Origin of the sequence: Streptomyces sp. NPDC048420, assembly GCF_040651535.1 — a bacterium.
Classification (GTDB): Bacteria; Actinomycetota; Actinomycetes; order Streptomycetales; family Streptomycetaceae; genus Streptomyces.
Map to the genome: position 1 here is coordinate 403,560 of NZ_JBEZKG010000008.1, position 17,003 is coordinate 420,562.

General features: G+C 70.1%; 14 protein-coding genes and 1 pseudogene. 5 read left to right on the forward strand and 10 right to left on the reverse strand.

What is annotated here, in order from left to right; translation table 11 throughout:
- The first annotated feature begins 22 nt into the window (after positions 1–22).
- Entirely contained in the window at positions 23–817 is a 795-nt protein-coding gene (locus AB0D34_RS17285) for a methyltransferase domain-containing protein (RefSeq protein WP_362662317.1), read from the forward strand.
- A 434-nt stretch (positions 818–1,251) separates the two neighbouring features.
- On the opposite strand, the gene AB0D34_RS17290 is transcribed toward AB0D34_RS17285, so the two are convergent.
- Both AB0D34_RS17290 and AB0D34_RS17295 read right to left on the reverse strand, forming a co-directional pair.
- Positions 1,252–2,190, reverse strand: coding sequence for a sugar kinase (locus AB0D34_RS17290; RefSeq protein WP_362662319.1), 939 nt, complete (start codon positions 2,188–2,190; stop codon positions 1,252–1,254).
- A complete protein-coding gene (locus AB0D34_RS17295) occupies positions 2,187–3,095 on the reverse strand; it encodes a pseudouridine-5'-phosphate glycosidase (RefSeq protein WP_362662321.1) in 909 nt (302 codons plus the stop codon). The genes AB0D34_RS17290 and AB0D34_RS17295 overlap by 4 nt, the downstream gene beginning before the upstream one ends.
- Positions 3,096–3,193: 98 nt before the next feature.
- Between AB0D34_RS17295 and AB0D34_RS17300 the strand changes: the two genes are divergently transcribed.
- Positions 3,194–3,622: a VOC family protein gene (locus tag AB0D34_RS17300; protein WP_362662323.1), complete on the forward strand. Its 429-nt coding sequence runs from the start codon at positions 3,194–3,196 to the stop codon at positions 3,620–3,622.
- Between the two features lie 70 nt (positions 3,623–3,692).
- Here the strand turns inward: AB0D34_RS17300 and fdhA are convergent, their stop codons facing one another.
- From fdhA to AB0D34_RS17315, 3 genes are all read right to left on the reverse strand, one after another.
- Positions 3,693–4,919, reverse strand: coding sequence for a formaldehyde dehydrogenase, glutathione-independent (fdhA, locus tag AB0D34_RS17305; protein ID WP_362662325.1), 1,227 nt, complete (start codon positions 4,917–4,919; stop codon positions 3,693–3,695).
- Positions 4,920–5,048: 129 nt separating this feature from the next.
- Positions 5,049–5,603 (reverse strand): methylated-DNA--[protein]-cysteine S-methyltransferase, encoded by a 555-nt coding sequence (locus AB0D34_RS17310; protein WP_362662327.1) that lies wholly within the window; start codon positions 5,601–5,603, stop codon positions 5,049–5,051.
- Between the two features lie 55 nt (positions 5,604–5,658).
- Complete coding sequence (locus AB0D34_RS17315; protein ID WP_362662329.1) at positions 5,659–6,528, reverse strand: glycerophosphodiester phosphodiesterase family protein; 870 nt, start codon at positions 6,526–6,528, stop codon at positions 5,659–5,661.
- Between the two features lie 279 nt (positions 6,529–6,807).
- Between AB0D34_RS17315 and AB0D34_RS17320 the strand changes: the two genes are divergently transcribed.
- Both AB0D34_RS17320 and uvrB read left to right on the forward strand, forming a co-directional pair.
- A complete protein-coding gene (locus tag AB0D34_RS17320; protein ID WP_362662330.1) occupies positions 6,808–7,677 on the forward strand; it encodes an MHYT domain-containing protein in 870 nt (289 codons plus the stop codon).
- A gap of 73 nt (positions 7,678–7,750) precedes the next feature.
- Positions 7,751–9,892: an excinuclease ABC subunit UvrB gene (uvrB, locus tag AB0D34_RS17325; RefSeq protein WP_362662332.1), complete on the forward strand. Its 2,142-nt coding sequence runs from the start codon at positions 7,751–7,753 to the stop codon at positions 9,890–9,892.
- Between the two features lie 7 nt (positions 9,893–9,899).
- On the opposite strand, the gene AB0D34_RS17330 is transcribed toward uvrB, so the two are convergent.
- From AB0D34_RS17330 to AB0D34_RS17350, 5 genes and pseudogenes are all read right to left on the reverse strand, one after another.
- Positions 9,900–10,403, reverse strand: a complete 504-nt coding sequence (locus AB0D34_RS17330; protein WP_362662357.1) for a TerD family protein — start codon at positions 10,401–10,403, stop codon at positions 9,900–9,902.
- 300 nt (positions 10,404–10,703) lie between these two features.
- Positions 10,704–12,101: pseudogene (locus AB0D34_RS17335) on the reverse strand (SAV_2336 N-terminal domain-related protein); the annotation flags it as partial.
- Complete coding sequence (locus AB0D34_RS17340; RefSeq protein WP_362662334.1) at positions 12,094–13,041, reverse strand: MoxR family ATPase; 948 nt, start codon at positions 13,039–13,041, stop codon at positions 12,094–12,096. The pseudogene AB0D34_RS17335 and the gene AB0D34_RS17340, both read right to left, overlap by 8 nt.
- Positions 13,038–15,110, reverse strand: coding sequence for a hypothetical protein (locus AB0D34_RS17345; protein WP_362662336.1), 2,073 nt, complete (start codon positions 15,108–15,110; stop codon positions 13,038–13,040). Before AB0D34_RS17345 ends, AB0D34_RS17340 begins: the two co-directional genes overlap by 4 nt.
- Positions 15,111–15,112: 2 nt before the next feature.
- Positions 15,113–16,093: a hypothetical protein gene (locus AB0D34_RS17350; protein ID WP_362662337.1), complete on the reverse strand. Its 981-nt coding sequence runs from the start codon at positions 16,091–16,093 to the stop codon at positions 15,113–15,115.
- 233 nt (positions 16,094–16,326) lie between these two features.
- On the opposite strand from AB0D34_RS17350, the gene AB0D34_RS17355 reads away from it, so the two are divergent.
- Complete coding sequence (locus AB0D34_RS17355) at positions 16,327–16,905, forward strand: TerD family protein (RefSeq protein ID WP_362662338.1); 579 nt, start codon at positions 16,327–16,329, stop codon at positions 16,903–16,905.
- Positions 16,906–17,003: the final 98 nt, after the last annotated feature.

Consider the following 17,003-nt stretch of genomic DNA (forward strand, 5'->3'; position numbering starts at 1 on the left):
CGGCAACTGGGATCATCGCGGCATGACACGAAGCGACGGGTATCTCCTCGACAACAGGCAGTCGGAGGCGGCAGAACGTTTCGACGCCTTCGCCACCCTCTTCGACCCCACGACCTTCCGGCATCTCGAAGGGTTCGGCGTCGGCCCCGGCTGGCGCTGCTGGGAGGTCGGCGCCGGTGGCACGTCCGTGGTGTCCTGGCTGGCCAAGAAGGTCGGCCCCACCGGACGGGTCGTCGCGACCGACATCGACACCACGCGCCTGGCCGCGGCGGCCCGCCCGCCGGTGAACGTACGCGTCCACGACGTGAGCGCCGAGGAACCGCCGGGTGAGGGCTTCGACCTGGTGCACGCCCGGCTCGTCCTCGTCCATGTGCCGGACCGGGAACGGGCGTTGCGGTCGATGATCAAGTCCCTGCGACCAGGCGGGCGGCTGCTGCTGGAGGACGCCGACCCCGCCCTGCAGCCCCTGACCTGCCCCGACGAGTACGGCCCCGAACAGCAACTGGCGAACCGGCTGCGCCAGGGCTTCCGCCGGCTGCTCGCCGAGCGCGGCGCGGACCTGTCGTACGGCCGCACCCTCCCGCGGCTGCTGCGGGAGGCGGGGCTGCGTCAGGTGACGGCCGACGCGTACTTCCCGCTCGCCTCGCCGGCCTGCGACGCCCTGGAGTCCGCCACGGTCCGCCAGATCCGCGACCAGCTCGTCACGGCAGGCCTTGCCACGGACGAGGACATCGACCAGCACCTCGCCAACGTCGCCACCGGCACGATGGACCTGGCCACGGCCCCGCTGATCTCGGCGTGGGGGCGCAAGGCGTAGGAGAGGGGTGGAAGTCGGGGAACGGGACGGAGAGCGGGTCTCTCCCGGCGCGGGCCGGGGGCGACCGCCCTGACGCCGCAGTGGGCTGATCGCTCGTGGGTGACTGGTGGGTGTGGTGCCGTGCGGGAAGGTCGACTGGTGGGTGTCGGGCCGTGCCGGGAGGCCGACTGGTGGGTGTCGGGCCGTGTCTCAGTCCGGTGCGGGCGGCTACGGATCGGCCGTCAGTCCGGCGCCGGCGCTCGCCGACCGGTCGCCCCAGCTCAGCCTGGTGTCGGCGGCCGTCGGCCGGTGTCCGTCCCAGGTCTCGCCGACCGGCCGTCAGTTCGCCACCGGCGTTCACCGACCGGTCGTCAGCCAGGTGTCGGAGGCCGGTCGTCCGTCCCAGGTCCCGGCGACCGGCCGTCAGTTCGCCACCGGCGTTCACCGACCGGTCGTCAACCCGCCGCCGGCGGTCTCCCGCCCACCCGCTCCACCGCCAGCGCACCCGCCCGGCAGCCCTCCGCAGCCGCGTCCTCGGGCCCGGCGCCCGTGAGCAGGGCCGCGAGGAACGCACCAGTGAACGCGTCGCCCGCCCCGGTGGTGTCCCGGGGTGTCGCCGCTACGGCGGGGACGTGCGCGGACACGGTGCCGGACCGGGCGATCAGCGCGCCCGCCGCCCCCTGTTTGGCGACCACCAGCGGGACGTGGCGGCTCAGCTTGGCCGCCGCGTCCGCCGCGTCGGGGAGCCCGGTGAGCAGACACGCCTCGTCCCGGCTCGGCAGCAGCACGTCCACCCCCTCGACCAGCGAGAGGAAGCGGTCCACCCCCAGCTCCTTCAGAAAGCCCGCGGACGCCGGATCCAGACTCACCGGCACGCCACGCGCGCGTGCCGACTCCAGGGCCACCGCCACCAGTGCGCGGCTCCGCTCCGAGAACAGGAGATAGCCCGACAGGTGCAACCGGGACACTCCGTCGAGCAGCGCGTCCGACCAGTCGTCCGGCTCCAGCCGCAGTGCCGCCCCGCTGTCGGTGAGGAACGTCCGCTCGGCGGCCTCACCCGTGTCCACGAGACAGATCACCGTCCCGGTCGGCGCCTCTGGATCGACGACGAGCCGGGGTCGCACCCCGCACGCGGCCAGCTCCCGCTCGTGCCATGCGACGGACTCCGCACCCACCCGCCCCAGCAGCCGCACCTCGACACTGCCTTCGCGCGCGGCCCAGCAGGCCACGTTGGCGCCCGCCCCGCCCGGCACCGTACGGATCGCCGCGGTCGTGTCCGTACCCGCAGCCATGGGCCCCCGATGCCGTGCGACGACGTCCGTGATGACGTCCCCGACGACCAGGAGGGCACCATTCCGGTCAGCCGCAGCGTTGCCGTGGCCGTCCGTCGTCACGTCCCGGCCCAGGCCGCCGCGATCCGCCCCGCCAGACGCACGTTGCCGCGCACCGCCGCCAGGTTCGCGCTCAGGGAGGCACCGTCGGTGTGCCTGACCAGGTAGTCCAGCAGGAACGGCGTGACCCCCTGCCCGGTGACCCTGGCCTCCTCGCACGCGTGCAGCGCTTCCGCGAGCACACGCGTGTGCAGTTCGGGATCCAGCTGCTCGGCCTCCGGCACGGGGTTGGCGACGATCAGCGAGGAATCGGCCGCGTCGAGCGCGTCCTGGGCCCGCATCACGGCAGCCACCTGCTCCGGCGTCTCCAGAGTCCACTCCACGGGGTGTCCCGAGTCGGACAGATAGAAGCCGGGAAACCGGTCCGTGCCGTATCCGGCCACCGCGACGCCCAGGGTCTCCAGCCGCTGCAGGGTCGCGGGCACATCCAGGATCGACTTCACCCCAGCGCACACCACGGTGATCCGCGTGCGCGCCAGCAGACCCAGGTCGGCCGACTCGTCCTGGGTGACGGTCCACTCCCGGTGCACTCCACCGAGCCCGCCCGTCGCGAACACCCGCACCCCGGCCAGCGCCGCCAGCTGCGCCGTCGCCGACACCGTGGTCGCCCCGCTCGCCCCGGCGGCCACCGCGAGCGGCAGATCGCGATGGCCGAGCTTGCGGATCCCGTCCTCGTTCGCGACCCGCTCCAACTGCTCCTTGTCCAGGCCGACATGGGGCCGCCCGTCCAGCACGGCGATCGTCGCCGGTACGGCGCCCTCCTGCCGTACGACGTCCTCCAGCTCCAGCGCCACCTGCAGATTGCGCGGACGCGGCAGTCCGTGCGCGATGATCGTGGACTCCAGAGCCACCACGGGTCGACGCGCGTCGATCGCCTCGCGCACCTCTTCGGACAACACCAGCACCACGGCCCGCCTCCTGTCGTTCGGTCTTCCCTCATCTCTGGCGAGCCGCACGTCCGGTCAAACCCTTGCGGCCTGTGGAGGAGGACACCAGCCTGGGGTGCATGACGGACAACTCGACACGTCTCGACCATGTCGTCCTCTGGGTGCGCGACCCGGTGGCGTCGGCCGACTTCTACGAGAAGAACCTGGGCATGGAACCCCTGAGGATCACCGACTTCGCGGCGGGAGCGGTGCCCTTCCCCTCCGTACGGCTCAACGACGAGACCATCTTCGACCTCATGCCGCTCGCCGTGGCGGAGCGCATGGACATGGTTCCCGGCGCCGCCCAGAGCGCGGGACACCCCGTCAACCATGTCTGCCTGGCCCTGCCGGCCGACGATTTCGAGACACTCCGCGCGCGCCTGGAGGAGCGCTCGGTGCCGGTCTCCGCCATCTCGCACGACTCCTTCGGAGCCCGCGGTATGGCGCGGCGCAGCTTCTACTTCCGCGACCCCGACGGGAACGTCTTCGAGGCACGCCACTACGACTGACGGCACGCCACTACGACTGACATGTACGGGGCCACGCGCACACACGCGTGGCCCCGCCTTCCCGGAGGGGTCAGACCGGACGTACTCCGTTCAGCGCTCCATGCGGGTCGAGCACGTACTTGCGGCCGGCGCCCTGGTCGAACTCGGCGTAGCCGCGCGGTGCGTCCTCCAGCCCTATGACCGTCGCGTTGACCGCCTTGGCGATGTGCACACGGCCGTGCAGGATCGCCATCATCAGGCTGCGGTTGTACTGCATCACCGGGCACTGCCCGGTGGTGAAGCGATGGCTCTTGGCCCAGCCGAGCCCGAGACGCACCTTCAGCGTCCCGCTCTTCGAGTCCTCGTCGACCCCACCGGGGTCATCGGTGACGTACAGGCCGGGGATACCCAGCGCACCGCCCGCGCGTGTGATGCCCATCAGCGAGTTCAGGACGGTCGCCGGCGCCTCCGGGGCGTCCTTGCCGTGGGCTCGAGCCTCGAAGCCCACCGCGTCGACCGCGGCGTCCACCTCGGGCACTCCGAGGATCTGCGCGATCTGGTCCTCCACACTGCCCTGCGACACGTCGACGGTCTCGCAGCCGAAGCTCCGTGCCTGGGCGAGCCGCTCGGCGTTGAGGTCCCCGACGATGACCACGGCGGCACCGAGGAGCTGTGCCGACGCGGCCGCCGCCAGACCCACCGGGCCCGCCCCGGCGACGTACACGGTCGAACCGACGCCCGCGCCCGAACTCACCACGCCGTGGAAGCCGGTCGGGAAGATGTCCGACAGCATGGTCAGATCGAGCAGCTTCTCGCGGGCCTCGTCCCGGTCGGGGAACTTCAGTAGGTTGAAGTCCGCGTACGGCACCATGGCGAACTCGGCCTGGCCACCGACCCAGCCGCCCATGTCGACATAGCCGTAGGCGGCCCCCGGGCGGGACGCGTTGACGTTCAGGCAGATGCCGGTCTTGCCCTCCTTGCAGTTACGGCACCGCCCGCAGGCGATGTTGAACGGTACGGAGACGATGTCGCCGACGTCGACGAACTCGACGTCCGGACCCCGTTCGACGACCTCTCCGGTGATCTCGTGTCCGAGGACCAGCCCCTCGGGCGCGGTGGTCCGCCCGCGCACCATGTGCTGGTCGCTGCCGCAGATGTTGGTGGCGAGAACCTTGAGGATCACCCCGTGCCGGCATTTCCTGCCGACCGCCTCGGGAGACACCCCCGGCCCGTCCTGGAGCTCAAGCGTGGGGTGGTCGACGGTCCTGACCTCCACCGCGCCCGGCTTGAGATACGCGACTGCCCTGTTTCCGCTCATGTCTGATCGCCGTCCCTTCGGCTCCGAGCCCTCGGATGCCAGTGGCTGTGCGCACGGCGGAGTCTGCTACCGCACCGGCCTTCCGGCCAGCCGTCGCGCAACCCCTTCACGAAGGGCTGAAGTCGCGCCTCAGAACAGCGGCTCGGGCAGCACGCCCTCAAGCGCGAGCAGCTTCCGCTTGGTCTCCAGACCACCGCCGAACCCGCCGATGCCGCCGTCGCTCTCGACGACCCGGTGGCAGGGCACGACGACCGGCAGCGGATTGGAGCCCATGGCCACCCCGACGGCCTGGGCGGCACCCGGCTGTCCGACCCGCCCGGCCAGTTCGCCGTACCCGACGACCTGGCCGAACGCCACACCGGACGCCAGCTCGCGCAGCACCTGCCGGTTGAAGCCTGAGATCAGCGACCAGTCCAGGGGCAGCTCGAAGTCGTGCCGCTCGCCCGCGAAGTAGGCCTCGACCTGGGCTGTCGCCTCGGCCAGCAGCGGGGAGCCGGGTGCCTCTACGGGCTCGGTGCCCAGTCGAGACGCGAGCCTGTCCAGCGCCTTGTCACGGACCGGGTCGGTGGCGTGGAAGACCACGTTGACCAGTCCCTCGTCGGTCGCGGCCAGCAGCAGCGGGCCGATGTCCGTGCCGATGACGGCCCACACCACCCGCTGCTCGTCCTGCCCATGGCTGTTCATGCGACCACCGTACGAGCCGCCACTGACAACACTCGGTGACCTGCGGAAACAGCCGCTAATCGCGCAGGGCGTCCCGTACGGCGTCGGGCTTGTTGGTGATGATGCCGTCGACGCCGTACCCGGCGACCCGCCGCGCCACGGCGGCGGTGTCGACGGTCCAGGTGTAGACCTCCAGCGGCTTGTGGTGCGGGCCCGTGAAGGTCTGGACCGCGGAGACGTAACCCCTCGAGAGGGAGGTGTAGGGCGGGTTGATCTGGTCGGCGAAGACCGCGTACGAGGACAGCTCCGCCGTGGCCGGCGTCCCGAGGAAGCCGGTCTTCACACCGGGCTTGAGACCGTGGACGGTCCGCAGGCTCGCCGCGCTGAAACTCTGCACGATCAGCCGGTTCCTGTGCCGCCCGTCCAGCCAGCCCTCGTTGCTGAGGAGCTTGAGGGTCTCCCGCTCGATGCCCGGGTACAGCTCCGGGTTCTTGAGTTCGAGAAGCAGCTTCTGACGGTGAAGATCGACGCGGTCCATGTACTGCTTGAGCGTCGGCACGCGCGCACCCGCGTAGGCGGCGCCGAACCAGCTGCCCGCGTCCAGGCGGGCGATCTCGGCGGCGGTGAAGTCCTTCACCTTCCAGGGCGCCCTGGAAGGAAAGACCGTCTCCACATCGGTGGTGCGCTGCAGGCTGTCGTCGTGGAGGACGACGAGCTTGCCGTCCCTGGTGCGCTGGACGTCGTTCTCGACCCAGACGGTGCCGAGCGCGGCGGCCTTGTCGACGGAGGCCAGGGTGTTCTCGGGGGCATAGGCGGAGGCGCCGCGGTGGGCGATGATCGTGGGGGGCGTGCCGTCCTCGACGGCCCGGACGCCGGTTGCGGGAAGCAGAAGGGCGGCGGTCCCCAGGAACGCGGAGGTCAGGGCGGTCGCAGCGCGCGCGTGCATACGTACTCCTCACGTCGAGCAATCACGTACAGCACAACTGTGACAGCAGCGGGTCAACGGCAGTGGGGTACAGAATGGCCACATCCTGAATGGGCTCGTCCCAAGAGCGCTCACTGGTGCCGCACAAGTGGGGCAAGGGCGTGTTTCTTTGCCGGAAAATCGTTCGACCAATCCGGTGGGGGTCATACTCTCTGCCTCGACCCCGACCGCCCTGGCGGTACTGGGAAGGGGCGCATTTCAGGGGATTCCAGGACGTAAGAGGGCGGAAGGTAGCCGCGCATGCAAGGCACGGTCGACGGATTCAGCTACGGACTCGTCACACCGCTGGTGGCTTACCTCATGGCCTGCCTCGGCGGAGCCCTCGGCCTGCGTTGCACCACCAGATCCATGCTGGTCAGCCGGTCCTGGCGCCCCGGCTGGCTGGCGCTCGGCTCGGCGGCGATGGGCTCCGGCATCTGGACCATGCACTTCATCGCGATGATGGGGTTCAAGGTCGAGCAGGCGCCGATCCACTACGACCGGTCCATCACCTTCGCGAGCCTGGGCGTCGCCATCGTCATGGTGGGCATCGGGGTCTTCATCGTCGGATACCGGGGAGCGACCGGAACGGCCCTGATGACCGGCGGCGCCATCACCGGCCTGGGCATCGCCTCGATGCACTACCTGGGCATGGCGGGAATGCGCCTGAACGGGCAACTGGAGTACAACACCGTCACCGTCGCCATTTCCGTGGTCATAGCCGTCGTCGCGGCCACGGCGGCGTTGTGGGCCGCCGGACAGGTCAGGGGGTTCCTGTGGAGTGTGGGCGCGAGCCTTGTCATGGGGCTCGCCGTCACGGGCATGCACTACACCGGCATGGCGGCCCTCAGCGTCCATCTGCACGGCACGTCCGCACCCGTCGCCGGTGACTCGGCCGCCTCCCTACTGGCGCCCATGATGATCGGCCCGCTGGCCTTCCTGCTGCTCGCCGGTGTCGTCGTGATGTTCGATCCGCTGATGGTCATGGGCAAGCCGGTGTGGTCACCCGCCGAGAACAAGCCCGGCGTCCCGGCGCGCGAACTCGTCCCCCACCCCGCCGCCCGCCGCCCCACGCTCCGCCCCCGCCGCAACATGACCCACCGCGACTCCCGCACGCCGCAGAACCGCTGACCCACCGGCCTCGGCAGCGGCCGGACCCGCTGATCAGGCCGCGTTGTCAGTGGGGGGTCGTACGGTGGACTCCATGCGGCCCGTTTCCCACATCGAACGTACGGTGGCGCCCTTCGAGGTCGTCAGCCCCTACCAGCCCAGCGGCGACCAGCCGGCGGCCATCGCCGAGCTGGCCAAGCGCATCGAGGCAGGTGAGAAGGACGTCGTCCTGCTCGGCGCGACCGGCACCGGAAAGTCCGCCACCACGGCGTGGATGATCGAGAAGCTCCAGCGCCCCACCCTCGTGATGGCCCCGAACAAGACGCTGGCCGCCCAGCTGGCGAACGAGTTCCGCGAGCTCTTGCCGAACAACGCGGTCGAGTACTTCGTCTCGTACTACGACTACTACCAGCCCGAGGCGTACGTCCCGCAGTCGGACACCTACATCGAGAAGGACTCCTCGATCAACGAGGAGGTCGAGCGGCTGCGTCACTCCGCGACCAACTCGCTGCTCACCCGCAGGGACGTCGTCGTGGTCGCCTCCGTCTCCTGCATCTACGGCCTGGGTACGCCCCAGGAGTACGTGGACCGCATGGTCCCGCTCAGGGTCGGCGACGAACTCGACCGCGACCAACTGCTGCGCCGCTTCGTGGACATCCAGTACACGCGCAACGACCTGGCTTTCAGCCGGGGTACCTTCCGGGTCCGCGGCGACACCATCGAGATCTTCCCGGTCTACGAGGAACTCGCCGTCCGCATCGAGATGTTCGGCGACGAGATCGAGGCCTTGTCAACGCTGCACCCGCTGACCGGCGAGATCATCAGCGACGACGAGCAGCTGTACGTCTTCCCGGCCTCCCACTACGTCGCGGGCCCCGAGCGCATGGAGCGGGCCGTCAACGACATCGAGAAGGAGCTGGGGGAGCGCCTGGCCGAGCTGGAGAAGCAGGGCAAGCTCCTGGAGGCCCAGCGGCTGCGCATGCGCACGACGTACGACCTGGAGATGCTCCGCCAGATCGGCTCCTGCTCCGGCGTGGAGAACTACTCGATGCACTTCGACGGCCGCCTGCCCGGCTCCCCGCCGAACACCCTCCTCGACTACTTCCCGGACGACTTCCTGCTCGTCATCGACGAGTCGCATGTGACCGTGCCCCAGATCGGCGCCATGTACGAGGGCGACGCCTCCCGCAAGCGCACCCTCGTCGACCACGGCTTCCGGCTCCCCTCGGCCCTGGACAACCGCCCCCTCAAGTGGGAGGAGTTCACCGAGCGCATCGGCCAGACGGTCTATCTGTCGGCGACCCCCGGCAAGTACGAGCTCTCCCGCGGGGACGGCGTCGTCGAGCAGATCATCCGCCCCACCGGCCTGGTCGACCCGGAGGTCGTCGTCAAGCCCACCGAGGGCCAGATCGACGACCTGGTGCACGAGATCCGCACCCGCACCGAGAAGGACGAGCGCGTCCTGGTCACCACGCTCACCAAGAAGATGGCCGAGGACCTCACCGACTACTTCCTGGAACTCGGCATCCAGGTCCGCTATCTGCACAGCGACGTCGACACCCTGCGCCGTGTGGAGCTGCTGCGCGAGCTGCGCTCCGGCGAGTTCGACGTCCTGGTCGGCATCAACCTCCTGCGGGAAGGTCTCGACCTGCCCGAGGTGTCCCTGGTGGCCATCCTCGACGCCGACAAGGAGGGCTTCCTGCGCTCCGGCACCTCGCTGATCCAGACCATCGGCCGCGCGGCACGCAATGTCTCCGGCCAGGTCCACATGTACGCCGACAAGATCACCCCGGCGATGGAGAAGGCCATCGACGAGACGAACCGCCGCCGCGAGAAGCAGGTCGCGTACAACGAGGAGCGGGGCATCGACCCCCAGCCGCTCCGCAAGAAGATCAACGACATCGTCGCGCAGATCGCCCGCGAGGACGTGGACACCGAGCAACTGCTCGGCTCCGGTTACCGCAAGGGCAAGGACGGCAAGGCGGCCAAGGCCCCCGTGCCCGCCCTCGGCGGCAAGGCTGCCAAGGGGGGCGCCAAGTCCGCCAAGGGCAAGGCTCAGGAGACCGTCCCGACCGACCGTCCCGCGGCCGAACTCGCCGAGCAGATCGAGGAGATGACGGCACGCATGCGTGCTGCCGCCGCCGACCTCCAGTTCGAGATCGCGGCCCGGCTGCGCGACGAGGTCTCCGAGATGAAGAAGGAGCTCCGGCAGATGAAGGAGGCGGGCCTGGCCTGAGCCCTCGCTACAGGCACGGCAGGATCGCCGGCATCAGATCCTGGAACGTACGGCCGTTGGCCATCGCGTCGAGTGTCGTCATACTCCAGCCCTCAGGGGTGGTGCGGTGCAGCTTCACCAGAATCCTCGCCGTCGAGTCGTGGCCACCCGTGAAGGAACACGTGGCGATCCCGTTTCCTGTCGGCTCATCGATGAGCCGACAGGAAACAGTCTGGACATTCCTGAACGACTCGCCTGTGAAGGAGTTCAACGTGACGACCAGGCAGTCGATGTGAAGGGGAACTCGAGGGATGTCGACGAGGATCTTCTCGGTGTCGCCGACGATGCTGTCACCGGTGTGGCGGACGGAGCCGTCATCACTCACCAGGTGACGGAAGAACACCACGTCAACCGGCTGCCGGTCGGCGAACAGCACAACCGAAGCGTCCAGATCGATGTCTTTGACCCGGGATCGGAAGAGGCCACGGCGCGGGACGGGTCGCCAGCCGATCTCGATTCCGACCGCCGTCATGGGCCTGCCGTCGGCCTGCCGCAGGCCGACCGTCTGCCCCTTGGAGAGAAAGACCTCCCTGATCGGAGTGAAGCCCGCTCCGTCGTCCGATGCGAAGCCTCCGTCCTCGACCGGCTCCTCGGGCACCTCTTCGGTCGGCGCATCCTCCGGCCGGCCCAGCGCGATCCCCAGCAACTCCAGGACCCGGGTCGGGGCCTCGGCCAGTGACGCCCCGCCCGCCAGCGCGGCCGAGGCCCCGACGGAAAGACTCCCGAACCCCGGAGTGCGCGCCCGGAACACCGGGCCACGGGCCACGGCGCGGGTCAGGACGTCGTACAACTGCCATGCCTCGCGCACACTCAGCAGAGACGTGAAGTATTCGCGCGCCGCGGGCCGGTAGCGCACCCATGCCGATTCGTCGCTGTCGGCGCGGAGCCGCTTGGCAGGGACGACGGGGCCGCCGACGAGGAACTCCGCCAGATCGGACTCGGTGGCCTCGGGCACGAGTTCCTCGGCGATGAGCCGCAGGAGGGAGACGCTGAGTTCGGGGAAGGGGGAGCAGAGCACGGCCAGTCGCACCGCCTCGCCCGATGCCCGGTTGCGGAAGGCCTTCGCCAGTGTCTGTTCGGGCTCCTGCGCGTCCGCCTCGGCCGGTGGCCACGCTCCGTCGAAGAAGTCCTTGCCCGGCATCGGTACGACAAGCGCGTCACAGCCGTCGCGGCTGCACCGCATGAGGGTGCGCGCCCACAGCCCGACGGGCCGTGGCGCCGGTGTGAAGGTCGGAACCGGCAGCTGTCCCGCCTCTGACGCGCGGAAGAGCAGCGTGCTGTTCGCCGCGCCCGGCGTCCCCGGAGAGGAGACTCGAACGGCCGGCAGGTCCACGCCGACATGCCGCCACGTACGCGTAGGAAGGGGATTGACCAGGGCAGTCACATGCGTCTGCGCCCACCCGTGCAGTCGCTCCCAGAGATGACCGCTCTGCCAGGCATGTCCGGTGCAGTCGGAGAGCACGAGAACGAGACCACGTCGACCGGGCGGTGCTGGCGTGGCCAACGCGGAGCCGGGTGAGGAGCCCCGCGTGCGCGCGTGCAGGTCGGGGTTGGGAAGATCGGCGTCGAAGGTGCGGATGCGGACCGTGCGGAAGGCGTTCAGCACCACGAGGAGGCGGCCGAGTTCACCGGCGGTCTCCTGCCATACGGACATCGACGTGCTGGTGTCGATGAGCAGCGTCAGGTCGAACCAGCGCTCGGGCGCAGGAGCGAACACCGGCGACAGCTCCCCGGTACGCCCGTAGTGCGCCACGGTGGCGTCGATGTCGAGTCGCCGGACCCGCCCGTACGGCCATTGCCGCCTGAGCGGGTAGAGGGCACGCACCAGTTCGCGCGCCCTGAGTACCGGTCGTCCCCCGGGAACCGACACGGGACGCCGCGGCTCTTCCTCCGCTTCGGATGCCGAATCGCCCACCACGGGCTCGGCGGGCAGGGCTGGCTGGGGCGGGGCAGCCTGCTCGCTCGCGGAGGACTTGTCGGCGGACGGCACCGCGACGAGGGGCGACGGTTCGGCGGGGAGCGCCGGGTCCCGCTGCGGCAGGCCGAGCCGGGCGAGCCACAGCAACTCCGCCACACCCAGCGCGTCCCGCTCAGGATCCACGCGCTGCAGCGCCCGGACGATCCGCGTCGTCGCGTCGTCCGGCCCCTTGACCGAGTGCGGGTCAGGCACGCGAAAGGTCCTTCATCAGCAGCCGCTTCACCCGTTCCCGCTCGCCGGCGTCGGTCACGGGTGTGCCGTTGAGGATGTGGAGCGTGCTGAGCAGTTGATCGACGGCAACCGTCTCGCCCGCCCCCACCCGCTCGACGAACTCCTGGATGAGTTCCGCCTCGGGGCTGTGGTCGGGCACATCCAGCCCCAGATGCCTGGCCACCACGTCGCGCATCAGCGCGACCGTGGGCGGCGGCATGGTGTAGCGGACGCAGCGCCGCAGAAACGCGGGGGGCATTTCCTGCTCCCCGTTGCTGGTCATGACGATGAACGGGAACTCGCTACAGCGGACCCTGCCGTCTTCCACGAGATGGACGGCTCCCGAATCCCAGGTCCGTACCTCGGCCGCGGCCCGGCTCTCCCGCAGCAGTTCGACGATCGTGTACTCGCCGCGTTCCAGTACGTCGAGCAGGTCCCCGGGAAGATCCAGGTCGGCCTTGTCGATCTCGTCGACCAGCAGGGCGCGCGGTCGCCGGGTCGGCAACAGGGCGGTACCCAGCGGGCCGAGTTGCAGGAAGGCGGCGATGTCGTCCACCACGGCGGAAGCGTCGTCGTGGTTCCGGGAGAGCCGGTGTGCGTGAATCCGGCCCAGGGCGTCATAGCGGTAGAGCGCGTCGGCCAGAGTGCTGCGGGAGGTGATCTGCCAGCGAAGCACGGGCCCGAGTCCCAGCTCCAGTGCCACCTGCTCGATCACGGTCGACTTGCCCGAGCCCGGCGGGCCGGTGAGCAGCAGCGGGCGCCGCAGGCACAGTGCCGCGTTCACGGCTTCCGTCAGTCCCTCCGGTGGTTGGAACACGGCTCCGGCCGACTGGCGGGGAAAGGTCCGCCAGGGTGGTGCCGGAGGCAGCCAGGCCTGCGGTCGGGGCTGCCCAGTGCCCGTGTAGTAGGTGTTCCAGGTCATTTCTCCTCCTTGAGAGGCCGGGACGCGGACGGCAGGACGGGATGGGCGACACTGCGGCAGAAGGCCAGCCACTCCCCGCTGTCCCAGACGGCCCGCAGGTCCGCGACGGCTTCCCGCCGATCACCGAGCCAGCTCCGCCGGTAAGCGTGGGTCAGACCGGCGGGCATGGTCGGCCAGTACCGGTCCAGGCCGTCCCGCCATGCGGCCCGGTCGCCGTCGCGCTGTGGCCACAGGAACACCGGGGTGTAGGACAGGAGCAGTTCCACCAGCGGCTCGTCGTCGCCGGGGTGGTGCAGCAGGACGATGCCCCTGGAGTACCGGCCCTTGTGCAGTTCGTCGTACAGACGCTCACGGTTCTGTACGGCGTGGCGGTCGAGCCAGTCCAGGGGAACGTCCGCGTTGCAGGCCAGCATGCGCTCCCAGCGATCCTCGACCGTGCGGCGAAGTTTTCTTTGCAGCCGGGTCGGAGCGAGTCGTCCGCTCCAGTGCAGGACCACCTCGTACTGGTGGCCGAGCCGAACGCCCAGCCCGGATTCCTCCGGGCGCCAGCTCAGCAGGAGGGCCGTCGGCAGGGCGACGTCGACCCGGCGAAGGCTGATCCCGAGTTCCTCCGCCTCGCCGTCCGCCCAGATCACCGCATCGTCGAGGGCGTCCTCCGCGCTCGCCCGGTCCGCTGCGGCGGCGGGGAACTGCTCGTGTCCGACCACCGTGCCCTCGCGCAGCAGCCACGCGTCCAGGGAGTCGGGCCAGTCGCCGGTGAGCGAAGCATGCAGGCTCACCACCAGGGTGAGTTGCCGGTTCTCGCGCCGGGCGCGGGCGAAGAGGAGCGCGTCGTTGAGCTGGACGGAGGCATCGATCGAGCGGGCCCACTGCTGGACGACGGGATCTTCCGGGTTCTGGTCGGCTTCCAGCCCGAGCATGACCACGAAGTGGGTGAGCCAGCGGCGGCAGTCCGGATCGGTGACCGGGTGCTCGTGCACGACATGGTCGACCACGTCGGGCAGCGTCGGCCGGGGGCGACTCCTCGGGACCTCCGCCTCGGCGGTCAGCACGGCACCAAGCGCGCGGTACAGGTGGGCGGTGGTGACCGCGCTGCCGAGCCACTCGGACAACAGGTTCACCGTGCGCAGGGAGACGACGAGGCCGTCCACGGCCCGCACCGCCCGCTGGGTCAGGTGGTCGGCCGGCCGGTCGGCGAGGAGGGCGAGCAGGCCGGACGCCTCTTCGAGGCCGGTCGGCAACTGACTGCGGGTGAGCGGAGGATCCAGGGCGGCGAGGGCGGTGGCGAGTTCCTCCCGGGAGCGGGGGCCCAGGACACCGGTGCGCGGCGGAACGGAGAACGCGGGATGGCGGGCGTTGCGGACGAGCCACATGGGCTCCTGTGCGAACGGGTGACCGTCCCAGACGGCATAGCCGACGTTCTGGCCGACCACCCGGCCCCGCAGCGCCCGGGCCGCGGTTCCCACGCCGATGAACCGCCCGCCCTGGCTCTCCCCTTGCTGCAGCAGGGCGGTCAACTCCCGGGACAGTCCCAGATCACGGGCCGGCTGAGCGGCTCCGCAGGACATCAGGACCGCCAGCCTGGTGCTGCCGCCCCGCACTCCGGCCGCCAGATCCCGGGAGCTCGGCATGGCGGCGCCGGCGTGACAAGTGTCCGTGACGCAGACGACCCCCTGCACGCCGTCCTGGTCGGCGGCGTCCCGCAACAGCGGTCCGACCTCGACGGCCGCGTCGCGGACCTCGGGGCGGGAGTCGGTGCCCATGTAGTAGAGGGAGCTGGTGCCCCCCGGAGTGAAGCCGTGTCCCAGCAACGCCACCACCAGCACGGCGCCCCGTTCACCGGCGAACCGATAGGCCTCACGGAGTAGTTCACCGATCCTGGCGCCGGTCAGTTCCGCGCCCAGTACCAGGGATCGACCGTCGCGCAGTCCCGGGGCGCAGCCTCCGAGCGAGGGATCTGCCAGCACGCTGTGCAGCAGGGTGGCCGACTCCTCCAGTCGGTCGAGGTGCTCCATGGCGGCGCATTGGGCGCCGAGCACCACCACATGGCGCCGGGCTGTCGGGGGCATAGTCATCGTTCTCCGTTACGCGCCGCGTGCAGCACCTCGGCGATCGGGCCCGCCACTCCGGGCTGGGCCAGGTAGAGCACGGCTGGATGCACCCAGAACCCCTCGGAGTCGACCCTGCGGCTGTCCGGCCGTACCTGGGCGCCGTTGGGTGCGAAGTCGTTCTCCAGCCAGGGGCGTACGGCCACCGGGTCGTCGGAGTCGAAGAAGTTCAGCCACTCACCGACCCGCTCGGGTGTGCGCGGGGGCTGCGGGACCAGCCTTGGAGTCACGACGGTACGCATACCGAGCGGGGACCCCAACGTCACCAGCAGCCGTACCGGTGAAGGGTGTTCGTGCAGGGTCTCCCAGCTGACGACGGTGCCGAGCGAGTGGGCCACCAGCACCGTGGTGCCATGCGTCAGCTCCCTCACCAGTCGGTTGCGGATCCGGGTGTCCAGAGTCTCCTGCGTCCCGTCGTCCTCGCGCCGGGCCAGGTAGCGTGCCACCTGCCCGAGGTCGCGCACCATCAACTTCGGTGCGGCCCACTGCCCAAGGCCGCGGAACAGTCGTACGGACAGGACGGTGGTGGCCGCGTTGAGAGCACGGCGCGCGAGGGCCATGACCCCCTGCTCCTGCGGATGCGGAGCAGCCTCCGCCCGCGCGTGCGCGAGCACCTGGGCGCGTATCAGGTCCTGCTCGTCCTCTGGAGTGTCCGGGAGCCGCTCGGAGAGGCCTGCCAGGACATCGTCGAGCAAGGCGAGGAGGAGTTCCGCGGACCTCTCGTCCTCGACCTCCACCAGGGCGCCCTGCGCCTGCGGAGGCCGGAAGAGATCGCCGTAGTACACGAACGCGCAGTCGATCCCGCCGTCCGACAACGCCTCGGCCATCGAGGAATGGCCGGCTGCCCGCATGCCCTTGGCCAACGCGCTTTTCCAGTGGGCCAGTTCGCCAACGGCGTCCCGCGGCCCTCCCACGCCATGCACGAACACCAGCCGAGGCTTCATCGCACCCCCGTTGCCGCAGCGCCGTGTCGGCAGGCACGCGGCTGTCCCGATCGCCTTCCCCGACAGCAGCGTAGACGCACCAGGCCTGTGGGGCGGTCATGTCGCAACCCTGCCACAAAGTCCTTTCCCTGGTGGCGGCCCGCGGTGCCGCAGCGCATACGGTGGGCCACCGAACTGGATCGCCACCCTGTCCGGCTGTGCCACGGCCGGCAGCCCATGAGAAGAGGACCCACGTGAGCGTCAACTTGTCCAAGGGACAGGCCGTCAGCCTGCAGAAGGCCGGTGGCGGCACTCTGAAGGCGGTCAGGATGGGTCTGGGCTGGCAGTCCGCGCCCCGTCGCGGACTGTTCGGCAGGCGCAGCCGGGAGATCGATCTGGATGCCTCTGCCGTGCTGTTCGCGGACACGGAGATCATCGACGTCGTCTGGTTCCGGCATCTCGTGAGCAACGACGGCTCGGTGCAGCACAGCGGGGACAATCAGGTCGGCGGCGCCGGGCAGGGCGGTGACGACGAGTCGATCCTCGTCGACCTCGAACGGATTCCGACGCACGTCAACCAGATCGTCTTCACGGTCAATTCCTTCACCGGCCAGACGTTCACCGAGGTGGCGAACGCGTTCTGCCGTCTCGTCGACGAGAACACCGGCCAGGAACTGGCCCGTTACACGCTCACCGGCGGCGGCACTGCCACCGCCCAGATCATGGCGAAGGTGTCCCGGCAGAGCGGGGGCTGGAGCATGCAGGCGATCGGCGAGCCCGGTCACGGGCGCACCATCGGCGACCTGGGACCGGCTATCCTCCCGCACCTCTAGCGGCAATACCGGTGACTTTGGGGTTTTCGGGTCGTTGGGTGTGGTGTGCCAAGGCCCGGACAGGTGAAGTCGTCGTCGGATGACCGGTTTTCGGATCG

Excerpts from the sequence above, each read along its gene's own strand:
- AB0D34_RS17285 (WP_362662317.1), top strand. The coding sequence starts at position 23 with ATGACACGAAGCGACGGGTATCTCCTCGACAACAGGCAGTCGGAGGCG.
- AB0D34_RS17300 (WP_362662323.1), top strand. The coding sequence starts at position 3,194 with ATGACGGACAACTCGACACGTCTCGACCATGTCGTCCTCTGGGTGCGC.
- fdhA (WP_362662325.1), bottom strand. The coding sequence starts at position 4,919 with ATGAGCGGAAACAGGGCAGTCGCGTATCTCAAGCCGGGCGCGGTGGAG.
- AB0D34_RS17310 (WP_362662327.1), bottom strand. The coding sequence starts at position 5,603 with ATGAACAGCCATGGGCAGGACGAGCAGCGGGTGGTGTGGGCCGTCATC.
- AB0D34_RS17315 (WP_362662329.1), bottom strand. The coding sequence starts at position 6,528 with ATGCACGCGCGCGCTGCGACCGCCCTGACCTCCGCGTTCCTGGGGACC.
- AB0D34_RS17320 (WP_362662330.1), top strand. The coding sequence starts at position 6,808 with ATGCAAGGCACGGTCGACGGATTCAGCTACGGACTCGTCACACCGCTG.
- uvrB (WP_362662332.1), top strand. The coding sequence starts at position 7,751 with ATGCGGCCCGTTTCCCACATCGAACGTACGGTGGCGCCCTTCGAGGTC.
- AB0D34_RS17330 (WP_362662357.1), bottom strand. The coding sequence starts at position 10,403 with ATGACGGCGGTCGGAATCGAGATCGGCTGGCGACCCGTCCCGCGCCGT.
- AB0D34_RS17340 (WP_362662334.1), bottom strand. The coding sequence starts at position 13,041 with ATGACCTGGAACACCTACTACACGGGCACTGGGCAGCCCCGACCGCAG.
- AB0D34_RS17345 (WP_362662336.1), bottom strand. The coding sequence starts at position 15,110 with ATGCCCCCGACAGCCCGGCGCCATGTGGTGGTGCTCGGCGCCCAATGC.
- AB0D34_RS17350 (WP_362662337.1), bottom strand. The coding sequence starts at position 16,093 with ATGAAGCCTCGGCTGGTGTTCGTGCATGGCGTGGGAGGGCCGCGGGAC.